General features: G+C 72.1%; 22 protein-coding genes. 8 read left to right on the forward strand and 14 right to left on the reverse strand.

What is annotated here, in order from left to right:
* Positions 1–40 precede the first annotated feature (40 nt).
* The 4 genes from DEJ24_RS01295 to DEJ24_RS01310 all read left to right on the forward strand — a co-directional run bounded on the left by DEJ24_RS01295 (position 41) and on the right by DEJ24_RS01310 (position 3,695).
* Positions 41–1,069, forward strand: a complete 1,029-nt coding sequence (locus DEJ24_RS01295; RefSeq protein ID WP_111043672.1) for a 6-phosphofructokinase — start codon at positions 41–43, stop codon at positions 1,067–1,069.
* A gap of 69 nt (positions 1,070–1,138) precedes the next feature.
* The gene (locus DEJ24_RS01300; RefSeq protein WP_111076947.1) at positions 1,139–2,116 is read left to right on the forward strand and encodes an acryloyl-CoA reductase; all 978 of its coding nucleotides are present in this window, start codon (positions 1,139–1,141) and stop codon (positions 2,114–2,116) included.
* Between the two features lie 86 nt (positions 2,117–2,202).
* Positions 2,203–2,871 (forward strand): GntR family transcriptional regulator, encoded by a 669-nt coding sequence (locus tag DEJ24_RS16505; protein WP_111043670.1) that lies wholly within the window; start codon positions 2,203–2,205, stop codon positions 2,869–2,871.
* A gap of 38 nt (positions 2,872–2,909) precedes the next feature.
* Positions 2,910–3,695 (forward strand): ABC transporter ATP-binding protein, encoded by a 786-nt coding sequence (locus tag DEJ24_RS01310; protein WP_111076948.1) that lies wholly within the window; start codon positions 2,910–2,912, stop codon positions 3,693–3,695.
* 177 nt (positions 3,696–3,872) lie between these two features.
* On the opposite strand, the gene hemL is transcribed toward DEJ24_RS01310, so the two are convergent.
* The 11 genes from hemL to hemE all read right to left on the reverse strand — a co-directional run bounded on the left by hemL (position 3,873) and on the right by hemE (position 13,954).
* The gene (gene hemL / locus DEJ24_RS01315; protein WP_111076949.1) at positions 3,873–5,216 is read right to left on the reverse strand and encodes a glutamate-1-semialdehyde 2,1-aminomutase; all 1,344 of its coding nucleotides are present in this window, start codon (positions 5,214–5,216) and stop codon (positions 3,873–3,875) included.
* The gene (gene hemB / locus DEJ24_RS01320; protein WP_111076950.1) at positions 5,213–6,268 is read right to left on the reverse strand and encodes a porphobilinogen synthase; all 1,056 of its coding nucleotides are present in this window, start codon (positions 6,266–6,268) and stop codon (positions 5,213–5,215) included. Before hemB ends, hemL begins: the two co-directional genes overlap by 4 nt.
* Entirely contained in the window at positions 6,265–7,044 is a 780-nt protein-coding gene (locus tag DEJ24_RS01325; RefSeq protein WP_111076951.1) for a uroporphyrinogen-III synthase, read from the reverse strand. The genes hemB and DEJ24_RS01325 overlap by 4 nt, the downstream gene beginning before the upstream one ends.
* 94 nt (positions 7,045–7,138) lie before the next feature.
* Positions 7,139–8,185 (reverse strand): hydroxymethylbilane synthase, encoded by a 1,047-nt coding sequence (gene hemC, locus DEJ24_RS01330; RefSeq protein ID WP_111076952.1) that lies wholly within the window; start codon positions 8,183–8,185, stop codon positions 7,139–7,141.
* Between the two features lie 29 nt (positions 8,186–8,214).
* Complete coding sequence (locus DEJ24_RS01335; protein ID WP_181432755.1) at positions 8,215–9,450, reverse strand: ferrochelatase; 1,236 nt, start codon at positions 9,448–9,450, stop codon at positions 8,215–8,217.
* Positions 9,447–10,184, reverse strand: coding sequence for a hydrogen peroxide-dependent heme synthase (gene hemQ / locus DEJ24_RS01340; RefSeq protein ID WP_111077093.1), 738 nt, complete (start codon positions 10,182–10,184; stop codon positions 9,447–9,449). Before hemQ ends, DEJ24_RS01335 begins: the two co-directional genes overlap by 4 nt.
* A gap of 141 nt (positions 10,185–10,325) precedes the next feature.
* On the reverse strand, positions 10,326–10,565 hold the full coding sequence (locus DEJ24_RS01345; protein WP_258374620.1) for a DUF3618 domain-containing protein: 240 nt from the start codon (positions 10,563–10,565) through the stop codon (positions 10,326–10,328).
* A 53-nt stretch (positions 10,566–10,618) separates the two neighbouring features.
* Complete coding sequence (locus DEJ24_RS01350) at positions 10,619–11,077, reverse strand: phage holin family protein (protein WP_111076953.1); 459 nt, start codon at positions 11,075–11,077, stop codon at positions 10,619–10,621.
* Positions 11,074–11,340, reverse strand: a complete 267-nt coding sequence (locus DEJ24_RS01355; RefSeq protein ID WP_110902968.1) for a hypothetical protein — start codon at positions 11,338–11,340, stop codon at positions 11,074–11,076. The genes DEJ24_RS01350 and DEJ24_RS01355 overlap by 4 nt, the downstream gene beginning before the upstream one ends.
* A 134-nt stretch (positions 11,341–11,474) precedes the next feature.
* Complete coding sequence (locus DEJ24_RS01360; RefSeq protein ID WP_111076954.1) at positions 11,475–12,827, reverse strand: NAD(P)/FAD-dependent oxidoreductase; 1,353 nt, start codon at positions 12,825–12,827, stop codon at positions 11,475–11,477.
* Positions 12,824–13,954 (reverse strand): uroporphyrinogen decarboxylase, encoded by a 1,131-nt coding sequence (gene hemE, locus DEJ24_RS01365; RefSeq protein WP_111076955.1) that lies wholly within the window; start codon positions 13,952–13,954, stop codon positions 12,824–12,826. The genes DEJ24_RS01360 and hemE overlap by 4 nt, the downstream gene beginning before the upstream one ends.
* A gap of 74 nt (positions 13,955–14,028) precedes the next feature.
* Here hemE and DEJ24_RS01370 point away from each other — a divergent pair, with 74 nt between their 5' ends.
* Both DEJ24_RS01370 and DEJ24_RS01380 read left to right on the forward strand, forming a co-directional pair.
* A complete protein-coding gene (locus DEJ24_RS01370; protein ID WP_111076956.1) occupies positions 14,029–15,324 on the forward strand; it encodes a glutamyl-tRNA reductase in 1,296 nt (431 codons plus the stop codon).
* Between the two features lie 35 nt (positions 15,325–15,359).
* The gene (locus tag DEJ24_RS01380; RefSeq protein WP_258374625.1) at positions 15,360–15,767 is read left to right on the forward strand and encodes an NUDIX domain-containing protein; all 408 of its coding nucleotides are present in this window, start codon (positions 15,360–15,362) and stop codon (positions 15,765–15,767) included.
* Positions 15,768–15,786: 19 nt separating this feature from the next.
* Here the strand turns inward: DEJ24_RS01380 and DEJ24_RS01385 are convergent, their stop codons facing one another.
* Positions 15,787–16,062 carry a hypothetical protein gene (locus DEJ24_RS01385; protein WP_146242492.1) on the reverse strand — a complete coding sequence of 92 codons (276 nt, stop codon included), beginning with the start codon at positions 16,060–16,062 and terminating at the stop codon, positions 15,787–15,789.
* A gap of 323 nt (positions 16,063–16,385) precedes the next feature.
* On the opposite strand from DEJ24_RS01385, the gene DEJ24_RS01390 reads away from it, so the two are divergent.
* On the forward strand, positions 16,386–16,937 hold the full coding sequence (locus tag DEJ24_RS01390) for a DUF4232 domain-containing protein (protein WP_111076959.1): 552 nt from the start codon (positions 16,386–16,388) through the stop codon (positions 16,935–16,937).
* 27 nt (positions 16,938–16,964) lie between these two features.
* Positions 16,965–17,468 carry a hypothetical protein gene (locus tag DEJ24_RS01395; protein ID WP_111076960.1) on the forward strand — a complete coding sequence of 168 codons (504 nt, stop codon included), beginning with the start codon at positions 16,965–16,967 and terminating at the stop codon, positions 17,466–17,468.
* A gap of 68 nt (positions 17,469–17,536) precedes the next feature.
* Here the strand turns inward: DEJ24_RS01395 and DEJ24_RS01400 are convergent, their stop codons facing one another.
* Positions 17,537–18,505, reverse strand: a complete 969-nt coding sequence (locus DEJ24_RS01400; RefSeq protein ID WP_111076961.1) for a serine hydrolase — start codon at positions 18,503–18,505, stop codon at positions 17,537–17,539.
* A complete protein-coding gene (locus DEJ24_RS01405) occupies positions 18,505–20,469 on the reverse strand; it encodes a M13 family metallopeptidase (RefSeq protein WP_111076962.1) in 1,965 nt (654 codons plus the stop codon). The genes DEJ24_RS01400 and DEJ24_RS01405 overlap by 1 nt, the downstream gene beginning before the upstream one ends.
* Between the last annotated feature and the right edge of the window lie 48 nt (positions 20,470–20,517).

Here is a 20,517-nt window from a genome sequence, read left to right on the forward strand (position 1 = left end):
TGATGGGCACGTCCCCTCGGACCCGACTACGGGAGTCTCCATGCGCATCGGCATCCTCACCTCCGGCGGCGACTGCCCCGGTCTCAACGCGGTCATCCGCGCCATCGTGCTCAAGGGCATCGCGATCCACGGCCACGAGTTCGTCGGCTTCCGCGACGGCTGGCGGGGGGTGGTCGAGGGCGACATCGTGCCGCTCGGCCGCAAGGACATCCAGGGGATCGCGAAGCAGGGCGGGACGATCCTCGGCACGAGCCGCACGAACCCCTTCGAGGGTCCGAACGGCGGCGTCGAGAACATCACGAAGACCCTGGAGCGGCACGGCATCGACGCCATCGTCGCGATCGGCGGCGAGGGCACGCTGGCCGCCGCGAAGCGCCTGACCGACGCCGGTCTGCAGATCGTCGGCGTCCCGAAGACGGTCGACAACGACCTCGGTGCCACGGACTACACGTTCGGCTTCGACACCGCGGTGGCGATCGCGACCGAGGCGATGGACCGCCTGCGCACCACCGGTGAGTCCCACTCACGCTGCATGGTCGCCGAGGTCATGGGCCGGCACGTCGGTTGGATCGCCTTGCACTCGGGCATGGCAGCGGGCGCGCACGCGATCCTCATCCCCGAGCAGAAGACGTCCCTGGCGCAGATCGCGGAGTGGGTGCAGGCCGCCTACGACCGCGGACGCGCACCGCTCGTCGTGGTCGCCGAGGGCTTCGTCCCGGACCACGAGGACACCGCCCACACCGAGCGCGGCCTGGATGCCTTCGGCCGACCTCGCTTGGGCGGCATCGGCGAGCGCCTCGCCCCGCTCATCGAGGAGATGACGGGCATCGAGACGCGCGCCACGACCCTGGGCCACATCCAGCGCGGCGGTACGCCGACGGCGTACGACCGGGTGCTGTCGACGCGCCTCGGGCTGGCGGCGATCGACGCGGTGGTCGAGGAGCGCTGGGGTCGGATGGTCGCGCTGAAGGGCACCGACATCGTGCACGTCTCGTTCGCGGACGCGCTCGGCGAGCTGAAGACCGTGCCGCAGGACCGGTACGACGAGGCCGCCATCATGTTCGGCTGACGCCGTCCCACCCGAGGTCCGCCCGGTCCGCCCGGTTCCGGCCGGGAGGCCCGGGGTAGCGTCGCGCGCATGACCCGCGCCGTCCTCGCCTCACGTTCCGCAGCCCCCGCCGTCACCGACGTCGAGATCGGCGACCCGGGCCCCGGTGAGGCGCTCCTCGACGTCACCCTGTCCAGCGTCAACTACAAGGACGGCCTCGCGCTGGCCGGCAACCCCGGCGTCGCCCGGGTGGATCCGCTCGTGCCCGGGATCGACGCCATCGGCACGGTCGCAGCAGTGGGCGGCGGGGTGACCGACGTCGCTGTCGGGGACCGCGTGGTGCTCAACGGCGCCGGACTCGGTGAGACGCGACACGGCGGCTGGGCGGAGCGGGCGCTGGCCCCGGCCGGGTCCCTGGTGCGACTGGCGGACGACATGCCCGACGAGCGTGCCGCGGCGATCGGGACGGCGGGGTTCACGGCGATGCTCAGCGTGCTGGCCCTCGAGCACGTGGTCGTGCCGGAGGACGGGCCGATCCTGGTGACGGGTGCCTCCGGGGGCGTGGGCACGGTGGCGATCGCCCTCCTGGCAGCGCGCGGCTACACCGTGACGGCGTCGACCGGGCGACCGGAGAACGACGCCTCGCTGCGCGCGCTCGGCGCGACCGAGGTGATCGACCGGGCCGCCATCTCGGAACTCGGGAAGCCGATGCAGCGTGCGATCTGGGCCGGTGCGGTCGACAGCGTCGGCGGTGCGACCCTGGCGAACGTCCTGGCCTCGACGAAGTGGGGTGGCGCGGTGACCGCCTGCGGTCTCGCGCAGGACAGTGCCCTGCCGACCACGGTCCTCCCGTTCATCCTGCGCGGGGTGTCGTTGCTCGGGGTGAACTCGGTGGACGCACCGCTGCCGCTGCGGAAGCGGGCGTGGGACCGGCTCGTGTCGGACCTCGACGCGGCGCTGCTCGCCGGGGTCACGCGGACGGTGGACCTGGCGGCAGCTATGGAGGTCGGCGCCGAGGTGGTCGCGGGACGGGTGCACGGGCGGACGGTGGTCGACGTCCGGGCGTGAACCGCGGCCAGCGACATCTTGGCCAAGCGTTTGCACAATGTCACGTTAGGATTTGAGTTCCGAACACCTTCACTGAGGAGACCCGGATGCCGGTACCCAAGTCGACCGTTGAGAACTCGCCCCGGAAGCTCCTCCGGGACGTCGTCCTCGAGAAGATGCTCGCCGCCATCCAGGACGGCACGCTGCAGGCCGGCGAACGCCTGAACGACGACGAACTCGTCGCCTGGCTGGGTGTCAGTCGCACGCCGATCCGCGAGGCGATCGCCAAGCTCGTCGACTACGGCCTGGTCGAGATGGAGGCGAACCGGTACACCCGCGTCGCCTCACCGACCCGTGAGGCCTACGACGACGCGTTCCAGATGCTCTTCGGCTTCGGCGAACTCGCTGCCCGCTGGTCCTTCCCCCGCTTCGAGGACGCCGACGTGAAGGCGTTCGGCGCGATCCTCGACGACATGCGTGCCCACGCGAAGGCCGAGGACCGCGCGCTGAACGACGACATCGACCGGGCGATCGCGTTCATGGTGCAGAAGTCCGGCAACGAGCTGCTGATCAAGACGAGCGAATCGCTGCTGAACCGGGCGAAGTTCGTGCGGATCGGCGAGCCCGAGTTCGTCTTCTGGGACGTGGAACAGGCCCTCGACGGCTTCCGTGCCGCCGCGAAGGGCCGTGACGGTGAAGCCGGCGGAGCCCTCGTCCGCGGACTCGGACGTGCGATGGCCGAGCACCTGGCCACCGCCCGGGCCGCAGCGGCCTGACAGCGGCCGCGTCCGCCGAGGTGCGCGAGGATGGCGGGATGAACGACGTCCTCCTCCGCACCTCAGGACTCCGTGTCACCCGCAGCGGCCGGGACCTGCTGCACGACGTCGACCTGACCGTCCGCGCCGGCGAGCACTGGGCACTGCTCGGTCCGAACGGTGCGGGCAAGTCCACGCTGCTCGCCGTCCTCGGGGCGACCGGGCACCCCTCCGCGGGCACGGTCGAGCTGCTCGGGCACCGCCTGGGTCGTGTCGACGTCCGGGAGCTCCGCGAACACATCGGCCACGTCGACCCGCGGCACCGCATGCTCTCGCCGCTCACGGTCCTGGAGACCGTGCTCACCGGGCTCACCGGCACGACCGACCTCATGGTGCGGTGGGAGCCGACCGCTTCCGACATCGCGCGCGCCGAGCAGCACGTCGCCGACGTCGGGTTGGCCGCCCGTCGTGACGCCCGCTGGCCGGTGCTGTCCCAGGGCGAACGGGGACGAGCGCTGATCGCCCGGGCGCTGATGTCCGAGCCACGGCTGCTGCTGCTCGACGAACCCGCCACCGGGCTGGACGTCGCGGCCCGCGAACACCTGCTCGAGACCGTCGACGCGCTGCGTGTCCGGCAGCCGGAGCTCAGCAGCGTGATGGTCACCCACCACCTCGAGGACCTGCCGGCGTCGACCTCGCACGCGATGCTGCTGCGGGACGGGGCGGTCGTGGCCGTGGGGCACGCAGACGAGGTCATCACCTCGGCGCGGGTGGCGGCGGCGTTCGACTTCCCGCTGGCGGTCGAGCGCAGCGGTGGACGCTGGCACGCGCGCCGCGCCGACTAGACGAGCCGCGCCTCCCGGCCGGGCCGCGTCCCGCCGCCATGAGACGGGCCCGTCACCGCACGACGCCCCGGAAGCACCGAGACGCCCTGGAGTTCAGGGGCGTCTCGGGCATTTCGAGGCGTCTCGCGTACTCCGAGGCGTCTCGCGCGGGCGCACTCGTCTCGCGCAGGCGGCCCGTCAGGCCGTGGCGGCAGCCGCCGCCTTCGCCGCAGCGGGCAGGGCGTCGAGGATCTGCGAGACCGCACGCTCGTCGTGCGCCGCGGTGAGGAACCACGCCTCGAACACGCTCGGCGGCAGGGTGACGCCGGAGTCGAGCATGCTGTGGAAGAACGGCGCGTACCGGAAGACGTCCTGCGCGCGGACGTCGTCGTAGTTCCGCGGCGGGGTGTCCGTGAAGGCGAACGAGAACAGGTTGCCGGCGTGCTGCACGGTGTGCGCGACACCCTCGGCGGACAGGGCCTCGCTCGTCGCGCGGGAGACGACGTCGGCCGTGCGGTCGAGGTGCGCGTAGACGTCGGCCGTCGCGGCACGGAGCGTGGCGATGCCGGCGGCGACCGCCAGCGGGTTCCCGGAGAGCGTGCCAGCCTGGTACACCGGGCCGAGCGGCGCGAGGAAGTCCATCACCTCGCGTCGACCACCCAGCGCGGCGAGGGGCATGCCACCACCGATGACCTTGCCGTAGGTGACCAGGTCGGGCTTCCACCCGGCGCCGTCAGGGACGGTGTTCGACGCCTCGAGGCCCCACCAGCCGGCGGGTCCCACGCGGAAGCCGGTGAGGACCTCGTCGACGATGAGCAGCGCGCCGTGCGACCGGGTGATCTGCGCGAGCGCCCGGTTGAACCCGCGCTCGGGCGCCAGGACGCCCATGTTCGCGGCTGCGGCCTCGACGATCACGGCGGCGATGCGTTCGGAGTGCTCGTCGAAGGCGCGGCGGACGGCGTCCAGGTCGTTGTACGGCAGCACCAGGGTCTGCGCGGCGGTCTCGGCGGTGATGCCGGCGCTGCCCGGGAGGGCGAGCGTCGCGACGCCGGAGCCGGCCTCGGCCAGCAGCGAGTCGGAGTGACCGTGGTAGTGCCCGGCGAACTTCACCAGCAGGTCACGGCCGGTGTAGCCGCGCGCCAGACGGATCGCGGTCATCGTGGCCTCGGTGCCGGTCGACACCATGCGGATCTTCTCGATCGGACCGTCGCCGTCGACCTGCACCCGCTGCTTCACGAGTTCGGCCAGCTCGGTCTCGCCCGGGGTGGAGGCGCCGAACGACAGCCCGCGGGCCGCCGCCTGCTGGACGGCCTCGACCGTGCCGGGGTGGGCGTGCCCGAGGATCGCGGGACCCCAGGACGCCACGAGGTCCACGTACTCGCGACCCTCGGCGTCGGTGACGTACGCGCCCTTCGCGTTCACGAGGAACCGGGGTGTGCCGCCGACCGAGCCGTACGCACGGACCGGCGAGTTCACACCCCCGGGGATGCTGTTCTTCGCACGGCCGAACAGCTGGTCGTTCGTGGTCGTCGTCGAGGTCATTCGGGGGCCTTCCCGGTCGTGGCGATGCCGGCGACGTCCGCAGTGCTGCCCGAGGTGCGCAGGCCCGCTTCGTCGTTGAGCTTGCGGGCGATGTCGACCGCGAAGTACGTGAGGATCGCGTCGGCACCGGCGCGCTTGATGCCGATGAGCGCCTCCATGGCGGCGGCGTCACGGTCGATCCAGCCGTTCTGGGCGGCTGCGGTGATCATCGCGTACTCGCCCGAGATCTGGTACGCCCAGACCGGGACGGGCGAGGTGTCCGCGGTGCGGGCGAGGACGTCGAGGTAGCTCATGGCGGGCTTCACCATGACGATGTCGGCGCCCTCCTCGATGTCCTGCTCGACCTCGCGCAGCCCCTCGCGTCCGTTGCCGGAGTCGAGTTGGTACGTGCGCCGGTCGCCCTGCAGGGTGGAGGCGACGGCCTCCCGGAACGGGCCGTAGAACGCGGAGGCGTACTTCGCGGCGTAGGCGAGGAGCGCCGTGCCGGAGTGGCCGGAGACGTCGAGGGCGTCGCGGGCGGCGGCGATCTGGCCGTCCATCATCCCGCTCAGGCAGACCAGTTCGGCGCCGGCTTCGGCCTGCGCGACCGCCATGTCCCGGTACCGCAGGAGCGTGGCGTCGTTGTCGACCGAACCGTCGGTCGCGAGCACGCCGCAGTGGCCGTGGTCGGTGAACTCGTCGAGGCACAGGTCGGACTGCACGACGAGCGCGTCGCCGACCTCCTCCTTCGCCACCCGGATCGCGACGTTGAGGATGCCCTTCGGGTCCGTCGCGCCGGAGCCGACGGCGTCCTTGCGCTCGGGCACGCCGAACAGGTTCACGCCCCCGATGCCGACCGACGCGGCTTCGTTGAGCGCACGGCGGAACGAGTCGAGGGAGTGCTGCTGGACCCCGGGCATGCTCGTGATGTCGATGGCGTCGGTGGCGCCTTCGCGGATGAACATCGGCAGCACGAGCTCGGCGGGGTGGAGCCGGGTCTCGGCGACGAGTCGACGCATCGCGGGGGTGGCGCGGAGTCGTCGGGGGCGGACCTGGGGGAAGCGTCCAGTCACGAGTGACCTTCCTGTTCGGGGTGTGGGGCGAGGGACTCGACGACGGCGTCGAGGAGGGCTTCGGCGGACCGCTCGGCTGCGACGACGTGCACGGGCAGTCCGGCGTCACGGGTCTCGGCGGCGGTGCCCGGGCCGATGCAGGCGATCCGGGTGCGCGGGCTGAGGGGGGTGAGTCGGCGGACGACTTCGCGGGCGACGCTGCCGCTCGTCACGAGGACGACGTCCGGCGCCGGGTCCGTGGCGATGGGTTCGTCGCCGGTCCCCACGGTGCGGTACGCGACCACGTCGACGACGGCGATGCCGCGGGCGTGCAGGCCGTCGACCAGGGTCGGGGCGGCCAGGTCGGAGCGTGGGTGCACGACGAGACGGGCACCGTCGGGCAGGGCGGTCACGAGTCCGGCGGCCGAGGCGTCGTCCGGCAGCAGGTCGACGGGCCAGCCGACCGTGCGGGCGGCACGCGCGGTCGCGGTGCCGACGGCGGCGACGCGGACACCGGACGGGAGGCCCGCCATGCGTTCCGCGAGCACCCGCACGGTGGTCGCACTGGTCACCACGAGCCAGGGGGCAGCGGAACCGGGCGCTCCTGCTGCCGCTGCGAGCTGGACCAGGGCGGCTTCCAGCGGACCCGAGTCGGCGGGGGGCTGGTCGGCGATGAGCGGGACGACCACGGCGTCGAGCCCCCGCGATCGGGCGGCCTCGGCGACCCGGTCACCCCACGGACCCCCGCGCGGCACGAGCACGACCGGTCGGCGGGTCGACCGTCCGTCGCTCGGCACAGCGGTCGTCGTCGCCGCGGTCGTCGTCGCAGCGGTCGTCGTCGCCGTCGCAGCGGCGTCCGTGGAGCTCCGGGTGTCGTCCGTGGTGCCCGCCCTACTCGGCCGGGTTCGCCAGCCCGGGGCCGGCGGTGTGCCCGGTGTCCGGTTCGTCGGATCCGGGACCGGTCGTCGCGGGCAGGTCGGCGAGTTCGGCGGCGCCGTTCTCGAGGAGTTCGTCGGCGACTCGGCCGGCGACGGACAGTGCTTCGTCGAGGCGGTCCTGCGCGGAGCCGTCGAGCATCGCCGCGTGCGAGGCCGTCCGGTACTCGGACCCGTCCGGGCTGTACACCGTCGCGGACACCAGGAGCATCTCGGCGTCGACGACCGCCGTCGCACCGATCGGTGCGGAGCAGCCCGCCTCGAGCTTCGCCAGGACCTCACGTTCTGCGGTGACGGTGAGCCGGGTCGGGGCGTGCTCGATCTTCCGCAGGGCGGCGAGCAGGTTCCGGTCGTCCTCGTCCGCACGGATCTCGACGGCCAGCGCACCCTGGCCGGGAGCGCTCGGCCAGAATCCGAGGTCGAGCAGCTCGGTGGCCGCGTCGAGTCGACCGATGCGACCGAGTCCGGCGGCGGCGAGCACGACGGCGTCCAGGTCGTCCTCGACACGGGCGAGGCGGGTGTCGATGTTGCCGCGGATGTCGACGACGTCGAGGTCGGGTCGGTCGGCCTTGAGCTGCGCGGCACGGCGGGGTGATCCCGTCCCGACGGTCGCACCCTCGGGCAGCGTCTCCACCGTCGCGCCGTTGCGGGCGACCAGCACGTCGCGAGCGTCAGCGCGCTTCGGGACCGCGCCGATCGTCAGGCCCGGGTACGGCGCCGTCGGCAGGTCCTTGAGGGAGTGCACGAGGACGTCGACCTCGTGCGCCACCAGGGCCTCACGGAGCGCCGACGCGAACACGCCGGTGCCGCCGAGCGACGCCAGGGAGGCGCGGTTCGTGTCACCCTCGCTGGTCACGGTGACGAGTTCCACCGGCCGACCGGACACCTTGGCGAGCCGGTCCGCGATGTCCTGTGACTGGGCGACCGCGAGTCGGCTGGCGCGGGTCCCCAGCCGGATGGCGGGCTTGTCGCCCGACGACTTCGACGATGCGGGGTCCTGCACGGCAGGGTCCTTCGGTGTGGAGCCGTCGGTCACGGGGCGACGCCGGCGGCGGCGGGCTTGAACCCCGCTCGCACGTTCTCGCAGCACCCCGGACGGCACACGTCGTACCAGGGCCCGATGTCGGTCATGTGCGGTCGCTCGGCCTTCGGTGTCCCGTTGACCCGCTCGAGCACGAGGTCGACGAGACCCGACACGTAGGCGGGGTCGACGCCGGGGGTCTGCGTGCGGAGCGACCAGTAACCGAGTTCACCGGCGGTCTCGGTGGCTTCCTCGTCGAGGTCCCACATGACCTCCATGTGGTCGCTGACGAAGCCGAGCGGCACGATGAGCACGGCGCGGGTCGGGCCGCCCTTGAGCTCCTCGTTCATGTAGTCGTTGATGTCGGGCTCGAGCCACGGCTGCGTCGGGGGGCCCGAGCGGGACTGGTAGACGAGCTTCCAGGCGGGCTTCGACGTTCCCTGCAGGTGGGCGTGCTCGGGCTGCTCGAGCAGTTCCGCCCACGCCTGGTCGAGGACGACCTCGCCGACGGCCAGGTGCTGCGCCTCGTACGCCCCGTGCTCGTCGAAGCCGCGGTAGTCGGGACCGGACCGGGCGGCGTCGGTCGACGGGATCGAGTGCGTGGAGAACAGCACCTGCAGCTCGGTCGCGACGTCGAGCCCGTCGTTCTCGGCGATCGCGCGGGCCAGGCCGTCGCGGACACCGTCGATGAACGGGCGGACGAAGCCCGGGTGGTCGAAGAACTGGCGGACCTTGTCGATCTGGATGGTGTCGATCAGACCGGTCTCGTCGAGCACGCGGGCGTAGTCCTCGCGGTACTGGCGGCAGCTGGAGAACGACGAGTACGCGCTCGTGGCGATCGCGATGAGCTTGTTGTAGCCCTTGTCGGCGGCCTCGGTGAACGCGCCCTCGAGGTACGGCTCCCAGTTGCGGTTGCCCCAGAGCACGGGCATGTCGATGCCGCGCGATGCGAGCTCGGCCTCGAGCGCGGCCTTGAGCGCGCGGTTCTGGGCGTTGATCGGGCTGACTCCGCCGAAGTGACGGTAGTGGTGCGCGACCTCTTCGAGCCGCTCGTCCGGGATCCCGCGGCCACGGGTGACGTTGCGGAGGAACGGGATGACGTCGTCCTGGCCCTCCGGACCGCCGAAGCCGGCGAGCAGGATCGCGTCGTAGGCGGTCGGGACCTCGACGTGCTCCGGGCCGGACGCGGCCGCAGCGGTGGCGGCGAGGACGGGCTGTCCGTTCGTGATCATGCTGGTGTCGGTCATGACAGCACCTCCGGGAGTTCGGCGGTCGTCACGCGACGACCCGTGTAGAAGGGCACTTCTTCGCGGACGTGCATCCGGGCCTCGGTGTAGCGGAGGTCGCGCATCAGGTCGACGAGGTCGACCAGGTCGGGGCTCTCGAGCGGCAGGATCCACTCGTAGTCGCCCAGGGCGAAGGAGGCGATGGTGTTCGTGAGGACCCGGCGGTACTTGGCGCCAGCGATGCCGTGGTCACGGAGCATCCCCGAACGCTCGGCTTCCGGCAGCAGGTACCACTCGTAGGACCGGACGAACGGGTAGACCGTGATCCAAGCCTCGGGGTCCTTGCCGCGGAGGAAGGCCGGCGTGTGCCGCTTGTTGAACTCGGCTTCGCGGTGCATGGCCATCGCGTGCCAGACGGGCTCGGCATCGCGGAAGAGCGCCGTTCGACGCACGTCCCGGAGGACCGCCTGGATGGTCTGCGCGTCGTCGCCGTGCAGCCAGATCATGACGTCGGCGTCGGCACGGAAGCCGGAGACGTCGTAGAAGCCGCGGATGGTGACGCCTCGCTCGGCTCCGGCCGCGACGACGGCGTCGAGTTCGGCGACCGAATCGTCACCGCCACGGGCGACCGCACCGACCGGACGACGGAAGACCGCCCACAGGGCGTAGGCGGTGAGCAGGTTCGGGTCGATGCCGGACGCGGGATCGGTCTCGTGCGGTGCGTTCGGTGCTGGTGCGGGCACGTCAGTGCTCATGGATCGGTCGTCCTCCACGGTGGCCGCGAGCACGATCGCCAGCGGCACGGTTGCCAGGGGTGTGGGCTGCCCGTCCCCGTCGCCGAGCAGGCGTCCGGACCGACGTTCCACAGTGGCTCGCGGTGGCTCGCCGCCTGTGGATCACCGTCGTCGGAGCGCCGCTACGACGATACCCCCGACCACTGCCACTCCCGCTGCGAGACCGGCCAGGTAGGGCACGGGGTTCTCGTCGACGCCGCGCTTCACCTTCGACGCCGCGATGCCGATCTGCTTCGGCACGTTGAGCTTGTCCTCGATCGCGTCGAGGGTGTCGAACAGCTGGGCGCGGGTGGCGGCGACGCGGTCGGCGATGTCGCCGTGCTCGTCCTTCGGGTCGGTCACTGGTCCTCCGATGAGTTCGTGGGGATGACGGGGGTCAGCGGGAGGACGGCTGGTCAGAACCGGCCGTCGACGTCGGGCTTGCGGGCGCCGCGCTGCGTCTCCGGGGTCGGCTTCCAGCCGAGGCCCTTGACGGCGTTGACGTCGTTCTTGACGCTGGCGATCGTGCGCTTCGGCGTGATCGGCAGGCCCTTCTTGAGGCGCTTCCAGCCGACGAATCCGAGGATCCCGGCGACGATGAGCATCAGCACGGCGAGCAGCAGCGCCGCCAGCCACGCCGGCATCACGGTCGCGAGACCCATCACCGCTGCGGTGAGGAGCACGCCGATCGCGTACAGCACGATGACGAGCGCGGCGATCAGGATGCCCGCGGCGATGCCGAAGACCTTCGCCTTGCCGATCATCTCGGCCTTGAGGAGCGAGATCTCGCCCTTCACCAGGTCCTTGACGAGGTCCGGGAGCTCCTTGACGAGGCCGAACAGCGACCGCGACTTCCGGTCGCGTGTGTCGGTCATGAGATCTGCGAGCCCTTGTTGGACGACGCCTTGGAGCTCACCTTGCGGACGACCTTCTTGGTCTGCTCCCCGATGAAGTCGGCGACGTCCGGCGTGCGGTCCTGCACGAAGCCCTCGACGTCGTGGACGCTCTTCTGGACGCCGTTGCTGTTCCACACCTTGCCGCTGACGGTCTTGATCTGCTCGTAGCGAGCCCGTCCGGCTCGCGATCCCAGGACGTACCCGAGCGCTGCGCCGGCAATGAAAAGGAGCTTTCCTCGCATGAGCGATTCCTCCGTTGAGTCAGGGTGCTGTTGTGAGCACTGTGCTTGGTGATGCACCGTTCCGGGGTCATGCACCGATCGGCATGAGTCCGACGGTTGTCCCAACAGTAGCCCTCGGGGCATCAGCGGTCCGCTCAGGAATCCAGGATGCGCTCAGCCGCGGCCCGGGCCGCCGTCACGATGCCCGAGAGGCCCCGCCCCGACGACGCCTCACCGATGCCGACGACCCCCTCGGCCAGTCCGGCGGCCTCGGCGTCCGGCCCGTGCCACAGCACACGAGCGGCGCCGACGACGTGCTCCGGCCTGACCTCCAGGCCGAGCAGGGCGGACGCATCGGTGGTCGCGCGGGCGCTCACCGGTCCGGCCGGGTCGACCGGGAGGCTCGTGGCGACTTCGTCCGCGCCCGTCGCGGCGGCAGCGCCGGTCGCCTCGGCGGCACCTGCCGGGGGCAGGGCGTAGCTGAGACGCAGCACGTGCCTCCCGGCCGCCCGCTCCGCCAGCCACGGCCACTTCACAGTCGCGTGCGTCAGCGCCTTCGCGGCGACGCCGACCGCCGCCGGGTGCACGAGCATGCCGGTGCCGCGCGGGGCGGCGTCCAACTCGGGCCGGTCGACCACGAGTGTGACGAGCTCGATGCCGGACCGTCGCGGCGCGGCGACACGGGCAGGGTCGGCCACGGTGGCGAACACGTGGTCCGCGGCGAGTCGTTCGCTCCGGCCGTCGGCGGAGGTGGCCTCGACCGCGGCTCGCTCGACGCGCGTCACCCGGGTGTGCAGCCGGATGTCGACCCGGTAGGTGTCGAGGTCGGCGACGAGCTCGTCGACCAGTCGGGCGATGCCGCCGCGGAGGCCCTGCACCGCCGAGCCCGCGACGGCCCGCTTCCGGAGTGCGAGCACGGCTCGGGCGAGCGACCCCTCCCGCTGCAGTGCCGCGCGCAGTCCGGGCGCCACACGGTCGGGGTCCAGGTCGTCCGGGTGGGTGGAGTGCACGCCCGCGACGACCGGCACCACGAGGTCGTCGAGCACCTTCGCGCCCATCCGACGCCGGACCATCGCGCCGAGCGACGTCGCCCGCGCTCCGACGGGCGAGGGCAGCAGGGCGTCCATCTGCGCACGGAGGGCCCCGGCGCCGCCGACGACCGCGATGACGTCGGCGGCCATCGGGGTGCCCGGGATCCCGAGCAGCCCGGTCGAGGGGATGGGGGCGGTGCGGCCGTCGCGGGTCATCAGCCACGCACCCCGGGGGTCCGGCGAGACGATGTCGTTGCCGAGGCCCAGTTCGATCGCCAGCGAGGACACGGCGTCCGTCCGGGTGGCGAACGAGTCCGCCGCCATGTCGAGGTCGAGCCCGGCGACGGTGTGCCGACGGATCATGCCGCCGAGCGCGCCGGAGGCCTCGAGCAGCACCACGTGCGCGCCGCCCTTCGCTAGGTCGCGCGCCGCGACGAGGCCGGCGACCCCGCCGCCGACCACGACGACGTCGGTCATGCTCCGGCGCTCCCGGCCCCGTCGGTCCCGTCGGCCACGTCAGTCCCGTCGCCCAGCGAGTGCACGAGTTCGACGACGCGGGTGAGCACCGCCGGATCGGTCTCCGGCGGCACCCCGTGCCCGAGGTTCACGACGTGCGCCCGAGCGACCCCGCCGCTGCGGACGACCGCGCGGACGTGTGCTTCGAGGACCTCCCACGGCGCCGCGAGCATCGCCGGGTCGATGTTGCCCTGCACGGTGACGCCGGTGCCGACGCGCTGCACGGCCTCGTCGAGGGGCAGACGCCAGTCCACCCCGACCGCGTCGACGGCGTCCGCGTGGCCGCCGACCGTCGCCATGTCCGCCAGGACCTCGCCGCTGCCGACCCCGAAGTGGATGCGCGGGACGCCGAGGTCCGCGACGTGGGACAGCGCCGTCGCCGAGTGCGGTGCGACCCGCTCGACGTAGTCGGCCCGGGACAGCGAGCCGACCCACGAGTCGAACAGCTGCGCGGCCGAGGCGCCGGCGAGGACCTGGGCGCGGAGGAACGCCCCCGACACGTCGGCGGCCCAGTCGAGCAGCCGCGACCAGGTCTCCGGGTCGGCGTGCATCATCGTCCGGGCACGGATGTGGTCCTTCGACGGCCCACCCTCCACCAGGTAGGCGGCGAGGGTGAAGGGTGCGCCGGCGAACCCGATGAGCGGCGTGCTGCCCAGCTCGGCGACGGTGCGGGCGACGGCCTCGGAGATCGGTGCCAGGGCCTCCGGCTCGAGCCGACCCAGGGCATCGACGTCCGCCGAGGTCCGGACCGGGGAACCGAGGACGGGGCCGCGGCCCGGGACGATCTCGACGTCCACGCCCGCGAGCTTGATCGGCACGACGATGTCGCTGAAGAAGATGCCGGCGTCGACCCCGTGCCGACGAACCGGCTGCAGGGTGATCTCGGACGCCAGGGCCGGGTCCAGGCACGCGTCGAGCATCGCCGTCCCGACCCGGAGCTCCCGGTACTCGGGCAGCGACCGGCCCGCCTGGCGCATGAACCAGACCGGCAGCGTCTCCGGCCGATCGCCCCGGAGGGCCCGGACGAGCCGGGAGCCCGCGGTGCGGCCGTCGGCGAGCGGATGGGTGGCAGGGAGCGCGTCGGTCACCGGACGATTCTCGCACCGCGAACAGGGCCGTTCTCCGATCTGGCGCTCGGGACGGCGGGGTTACCATTGAACACGTGCTCATCTGTCTCACGGCGTCGCATCGCAACGCCAGCTTCGACCTCCTGGAGCGTCTGAGCATCGGAGCACCCGCGGCCGCCAGCCACCTCGTCACGGACTCGGACGTGCTCGACGGCGCCGTGGTCCTCGCCACGTGCAACCGGTTCGAGGCCTACCTCGACATCGCGGGCGACGACGACGCAGCGGTCCGCGCCACGGTCGAGGCCGTCTCGGCAGCGAGTGACCTGCAGGCGGACGAGGTCCTCGACTCCGTGCAGGTCCTCGGCGGCGGCGACGTCGTGCAGCACCTCTTCGCCGTGTCGAGCGGACTCGAGTCCGTCGTCGTCGGTGAGACCGAGATCTCCGGTCAGGTCCGACGGGCCCTCGAGGACGCCCGCCGGAACGGCACCACCACCTCGGAGCTCGAGCGCCTCTTCCAGGAGGCCGCCCACACCTCCCGCGGGGTCAAGACCCGCACCCGCATCGGCGCCGCCGGCCGGTCGCTCGTCCGACTCGGACTCGAGCTCGCCTCCTCGCGCCTCACCGACTGGGCCACCACGCGCGTGCTCCTCGTCGGCACCGGCAGCTACGCCGCGACCACCATCGCCGCCCTCCGCGACCGTGGTGCCCAGCAGATCCAGGTCTTCTCGCCGTCCGGCCGTGCCCCCTGGTTCGCCGCGAAGCACGACCTGGTCGCCGCCACCGACCTGCGCACCGCGATCGGCACGAGCGACGTCGTCATCACCTGCACGTCGAGCGAGGTCCCGGTCGTCGAGGCCTGCGACCTGGACGACGGCGCCCGACGGATCGTCATCGACCTCGGGCTCCCCCGCAACGTGCACCCGGACGCCGCCGACGTCGAGGGCGTCGAGCTGCTCGACCTCGAGACGATCAGCATCCACGCCCCCATCGCCGAACTCAACGCCGAGACCGAGGCGCGTGCGATCGTCGACGACGCGGTCTCGCGGTTCCGCGCCCAGGCGCTCGAGCAGTCGACCACCCCGGCACTCGTCGCGCTGCGCAAGCACGTGTTCGACATCCTGGACGACGAGATCGACCGCGTGAAGCGTCGGGGTGACACCACGCCCGAGTCCGCGGAACAGACCGAGCGGGCGCTCCGGCACCTGGTCGGTGTGCTGCTCCACCGCCCCTCCGTCCGGGCACGCGAACTCGGCCGTGCCGGTCGCGGCGACGACTTCACCGGGGCGCTCGACGCGCTCTTCGGGGTGCGCCCGGAACCCGTCGCGGACGTGCCGTCCCCGGTCGTGCCGCTGGCCGCGCGCGTGCGCGACGACGAGGCGGACGCGAGCTGACCGGCTCGGGCGGTGCGGGCCTCCCGGCCGTACCCGTGTTGGACGTCAGTGCGCTCCTGCTGGTCCGCGACCGACGGGTGCTCATGGTGCGCGCCCGCGGACGTGACGTCCTGTACCTGCCGGGCGGCAAGGTCGAGCCCGGCGAGACCGCCGTCGACGCCGCCGTGCGCGAGGCGTACGAGGAGACCGGCCTGCGCATCACCGCGGACGACGTCGACGAGTTCGCCGTCGTCACCGAACCGGCGCACGGGCAGGCACCCGGCACGATCGTCGCGATGACACTGTTCCTGGCACGGCCGGGAGGCCCGCTGGACTCCGCCACGCCCGTCGCCTCCGCAGAGGTCGACGAGGTGGAGTGGGTCACCTCCGACGACGCCGGACGCTGCCCGCCGGCCGGGGTCGAGACGCTCCGCCTGCTGACGCGGGCGGGACTGGTCGACTGACCGACCGGTCGGGTGACCGTTACTGGTCGCGGTCGGTGTAGTGCCCGGTCTCCTCGGGTCCGGCCGGCTGCGACTCACCGGGGATGTCCGACTCGACGTACTCGCCGGTCTCGTCGTCCGGTTGCGGGCGGGCCTCGCCGGGGATGTCACTCGACACGAACTCGCCGACCGGTTCGTCGTCGGTGACGCGGTGCTCCCCGGGGATGTCACTGTCCACGAACTCGCCGGCGCGTGCGTCCACGCCGTCCGCCCGGTCGTCGTCGCCGCGTGCTGCCTCGTGCTTGCCTGCTGCCATCGGTCTGTCCTTCCGTGTCCGCACGTCGTCGTCGACGTGCACGATGCCGATCCTGCCCGAAGACACTGGACGGCGGTGCGGATGTGGGAGGACGTGCGAGACAGTTCCACGGTGGAAGTGGTTGTGTGGCGGGCATGGGACGGAGCAGTCGAGGGTCCGGCGCGCAGGTGACGGCATGGCGGTCGCTGCGCGGAACGGTGGGGACGGTGGGCGTGCTCGGGGCGGTCGTCCTCGCGTTGACCGGGTGCACGGGTGGGTCGGACGGCGGTGGGGCGTCCTCGGCGCCGACGACGTCGCCCTCGTCATCGTCGTCCGTTGCACCGGTGTCCGCTGCGCCGACCACGTCGTCTGCGCCGTCGTCCACACCAGCGTCGAGTGCGTCGGGTGCCGCCGCCGCCGGTCCGGCGGACGGTGGCACGGCCTCCGGAGCGGGGACCTGCGCGGCGGCGTCGTTGACCGGGTCGATCGTCGACGGCGGTGGCGGCGGGGCTGGCAGCGTGTACCTGGACCTGGCGCTGCGGAACACCGGCAGCGCGTCGTGCACGCTGCAGGGCTGGCCGGGGCTGTCCTTCGTCGGTGACGGGAACGGCACGCAGGTCGGGGCATCGGCGACGCTCGACCGCAGTGATGCGCGTCCGACCGTCACCCTGGCCGCCGGGCAGACCGCGTACGCGCCGCTCCGGATCGTCCGCGCCGAGAACCTGCAGCCGGGTGACTGCACCGCCCGGCAGCCCGACGGGTTCCGCGTCTACCCGCCGGGTTCGAAGCAGTCGCTGTTCATCGCTTCCACCGCCTACACCGCGTGCCAGCAGCGGTCGGCGCAACTGCTGTCCGTGCGGGCGTTCGTGCCGGAGGGACAGCAGCAGCAGCAGTGAGGGGCCCTGTTCCGCGATGATGGGCGGGTGAGCAGCCACCGCATCGTCACCGGACCCGAGGACCTCGAGGGCGGGTGGTTCGTCATCGACGACGAGGTCGAGCACCTGGAGGACGTCCGGTGGCAGCCTCCGCGCCGCGGACAGCGGGCCGTCCCGGATGCCGAGCGCACGGTGATCCGCGCGGGAGCCCACACCTTCACCGTCGGGGACACGGTCGAGCTCGCCGAGGGTGCGGCCCTGGACACCGGGTTCCGCGACGCGGTCCGGCGGTACTGGCGCACCAGCATCATCGTCGTGGTCTCGCCGCTGACCTTCTGGGTCCTGCACCTCGTGCAACTCGGCTGGCTCGACGACGGTGGCGAGGTCCGTCGGCGCATCCTGCTCGCCGTCGCGACCGTCCCCGTCGTCCTGCTCGTCGTCGGGCTCTGGTCCGTGCTCACCCGCTCGCCCCACGGGACGGTCACCCGGGCGATGGCCGGGTGGCGGATGCGCGGCGACTACGACCGGCAGCGGCGGGACTCGGTGTCCTGAACGCCTCAGCGCTCGGCGCTCGGCGCGCAGTGCTCAGCGCTGGGCGCTCGGCGCTCGGTGCTCAGCGCTCAGCGCTCAGCCGGGGTGTGCACGACCTCGAGCACCTCGGTGCCCATCGTGCGGAGCGCCTCGACGACCGCGAGTCGCCGCTGCAGCGAGTCGTCCTCGAACCGGACCGTGACGGCGTAGCAGACCGACGACGCCGGCCCCCGGAGCACGCCCGCTTCGGCCCGGATGCCCGGCCCGGATCCCGTGACCGCGACGGACTGGAGGCCGTGGTCGAGCGCCCGGTGCGCCAGCGGATCAAGACCGAACGACCCGGCGACGAGCGACAGGTCCGCGGCCAGGGACAACCACCCGAGGACCCGGTTCGACACCGTCTGGTCCACGACCTCGCCGAGCGCCAGCCCGCGGAAGAGCCAGCTGAGCTCTCCCGACGCAGCGACCGAGACGTCCGGGGCGTCGTCCGGGCCCCGGCGGTCCCGCACCCGGTCGATCAGCGCAGACCGTTCGACCCCGAGGGACTCGGCACGGGCACGCACGGCGTCGATCCCGACCGTGGTGAGCAGGGCGTTCGTCGCCCAGGCGTCCGCGGTCGCGCCGACCAGGGTGGCGAGGTCGGACACCTGCATGGTCGGCTCCTGCAGGAACTGCCACAGCCCCGCACCCGTCGCGGTGTCCCGGGCCATGCGCTGGAGCCGGTCGCCGTGCAGCCGACCGTCCTCGAGCTGCGCCGCGACCTCGATGAGGAGCAGCACGCGCCCGAGGCCGGACACGGGTTGCACCAACCGGTCGTCGATCGCCAGCAGCGCACGACCGGTGGAGGTGTCGATGATGGAGGCGCTGACCCCAGCACCGTCCTGCGCGATGGTGCCCAGTGCCTGTGTCGTGGCCGTGAAGCGCTCGTCCGCCCCACCACGGTGCTTGCCGCGGCTCCGACCACCACCGCCGACGGGACCGTTCCCCGCTGAGCCGTCGTCAGCGGGGCGTCCGGGGCGGCGCCGGCGCGACGAGTGCGGCGCGTCCGGCTCCGTCATCACCAGATGGCGACGCGCTCGGCCGGAGCCAGGTACATCGCGTCACGGTCCGAGACGTCGAAGGTGTCGTAGTAGACGTCGATGTTGCGGACGATCTGGTTGCAGCGGAACTCGTTCGGCGAGTGCGGGTCGATGCTCAGCAGACGAGCGGCCTCTTCCGGGCGGATCGCCATCCGCCACGCCTGGGCCCAGCTGAGGAAGAAGCGCTCGGCACCGGTCAGGCCGTCGATCACCGGCGGCTCGGCACCGTCGAGGGAGATCAGGTAGGCCTTCCAGGCGATCGACAGGCCACCGAGGTCACCGATGTTCTCGCCGATGGTGAGGGCGCCGTTGACGTGGCCGTCCGGCACCTCGGTCGGCACCAGGGCGTCGTACTGGGCGATGAGGGCCTTCGTCCGCTCCTCGAACGCCTGCCGGTCGGCCTCGGTCCACCAGTTCTGCAGGCGACCGTCGCCGTCGTACTGCGAGCCCTGGTCGTCGAAGCCGTGCCCGATCTCGTGCCCGATGACGGCACCGATCGCACCGTAGTTGGCGGCGGCGTCACGGGTGGCCTCGAAGAACGGGAACTGCAGGATCGCGGCCGGGAAGACGATCTCGTTGAAGCCCGGGTTGTAGTACGCGTTGATCGTCTGCGGGGTCATGAACCACTCGTCGCGGTCGATCGGCTTGCCGATCTTGCCGAGCTCACGGTCGACCTGGAACGACGCGATCGCGCGGACGTTGCCGAGCAGGTCGTCGGCGGTGACCGGCAGGGCGCTGTAGTCGCGCCACTTCACCGGGTAGCCGATCTTCGGGGTGAACTTCTCGAGCTTGTCGAGCGCGCGGGCCCGGGTCTCGTCGGTCATCCACTCGAGCCCCGTGATGCTCTGGCGGTACGCCTCGACCAGGTTCGCGACGAGGTCGTCCATCGTCGCCTTCGAGGTCTCGTCGAAGTGCTCCTCGACGTAGATGCGTCCGACCGCCTCGCCCATCGCACCCTCGACCAGGGAGACCCCGCGCTTCCAGCGGTCGCGCTGCTTCGGCGCACCGGTCAGTGCGGTGCCGTAGAACGAGAAGCTGGTCGCCGAGAACGCGCTCGTCAGGTACGGGGCGGAGGCCCGGATCACCTGCCAGCAGAGCCAGTCCTTCCAGACGGGCAGCGGCTGCTCGCGGAACAGCTGGGCGAGGCCGGTCAGGAAGGACGGCTGGCGGACCACCACGGTGTCGAAGGCGCCGGCGGGAGCCGCGATGGCGTCCCACCAGAGGCGCAGGTCGACGCCCTCGGCGAGCGCCGAGACCTCGTCCCACGGCAGCTTGTTGTACGTCTTCTGGCTGTCACGGGTCGCGACGTTGTCCCAGTGCGCCGACGCGATCGCCGTCTCGAGCGCGATCACGTGCTCGGTCCGGTCGCCGCTCTCGTCGTACCCGGCGAGCGGGAACATCGAGCCCACGAACTCGCGGTACTTCTCGCGGATGTCAGCGAAGCGCTCTTCGCGGTAGTACGACTCGTCGGGCAGACCGAGACCGGACTGTTCGAGGAACACGATGTAGGAGTCCGGGTCGCCCGGGTCGTTGTCGACGAAGAGCTGGATGAAGCTCGGCAGTCCGAGTCGTTCGAAGCGACCGACCATGCGGAGGACGTCGTTCTTGTCCTCGATCGCGGCGATGTCGGCGAGGAGCGGTTCGATCGGGGCGGACCCGAGCGCTTCGAGCGCCGTCTCGTCGGTGAAGGACGTGAAGAGGTCGCCGACCTTGCGCTGCTCACTGCCCGGCGCGGCGGTCTGCGCGCGCTCGATGATCGTGCGCACGGCGGCTTCGGCTTCCTCGGCCAGGACGGTGAACGAGCCGTAGCGGGCCTTGTCGTCCGGGATCGGCGTCTGGTCGATCCACCTGCCGTTGACGTGCCGGTAGAGGTCGTCCTGCGGTCGCACCGACTCGTCGAGTTCGTCGGTACGGATTCCGGTGGTGCCTGCGACGTCGGTCATGGTCCCCACGATAGCCACCGGCCCCTCGTCCGCCACCCGGTACTCGTT

The sequence above is a fragment of the Curtobacterium sp. MCPF17_001 genome (genome assembly GCF_003234615.1).
Taxonomy (GTDB): Bacteria; Actinomycetota; Actinomycetes; order Actinomycetales; family Microbacteriaceae; genus Curtobacterium.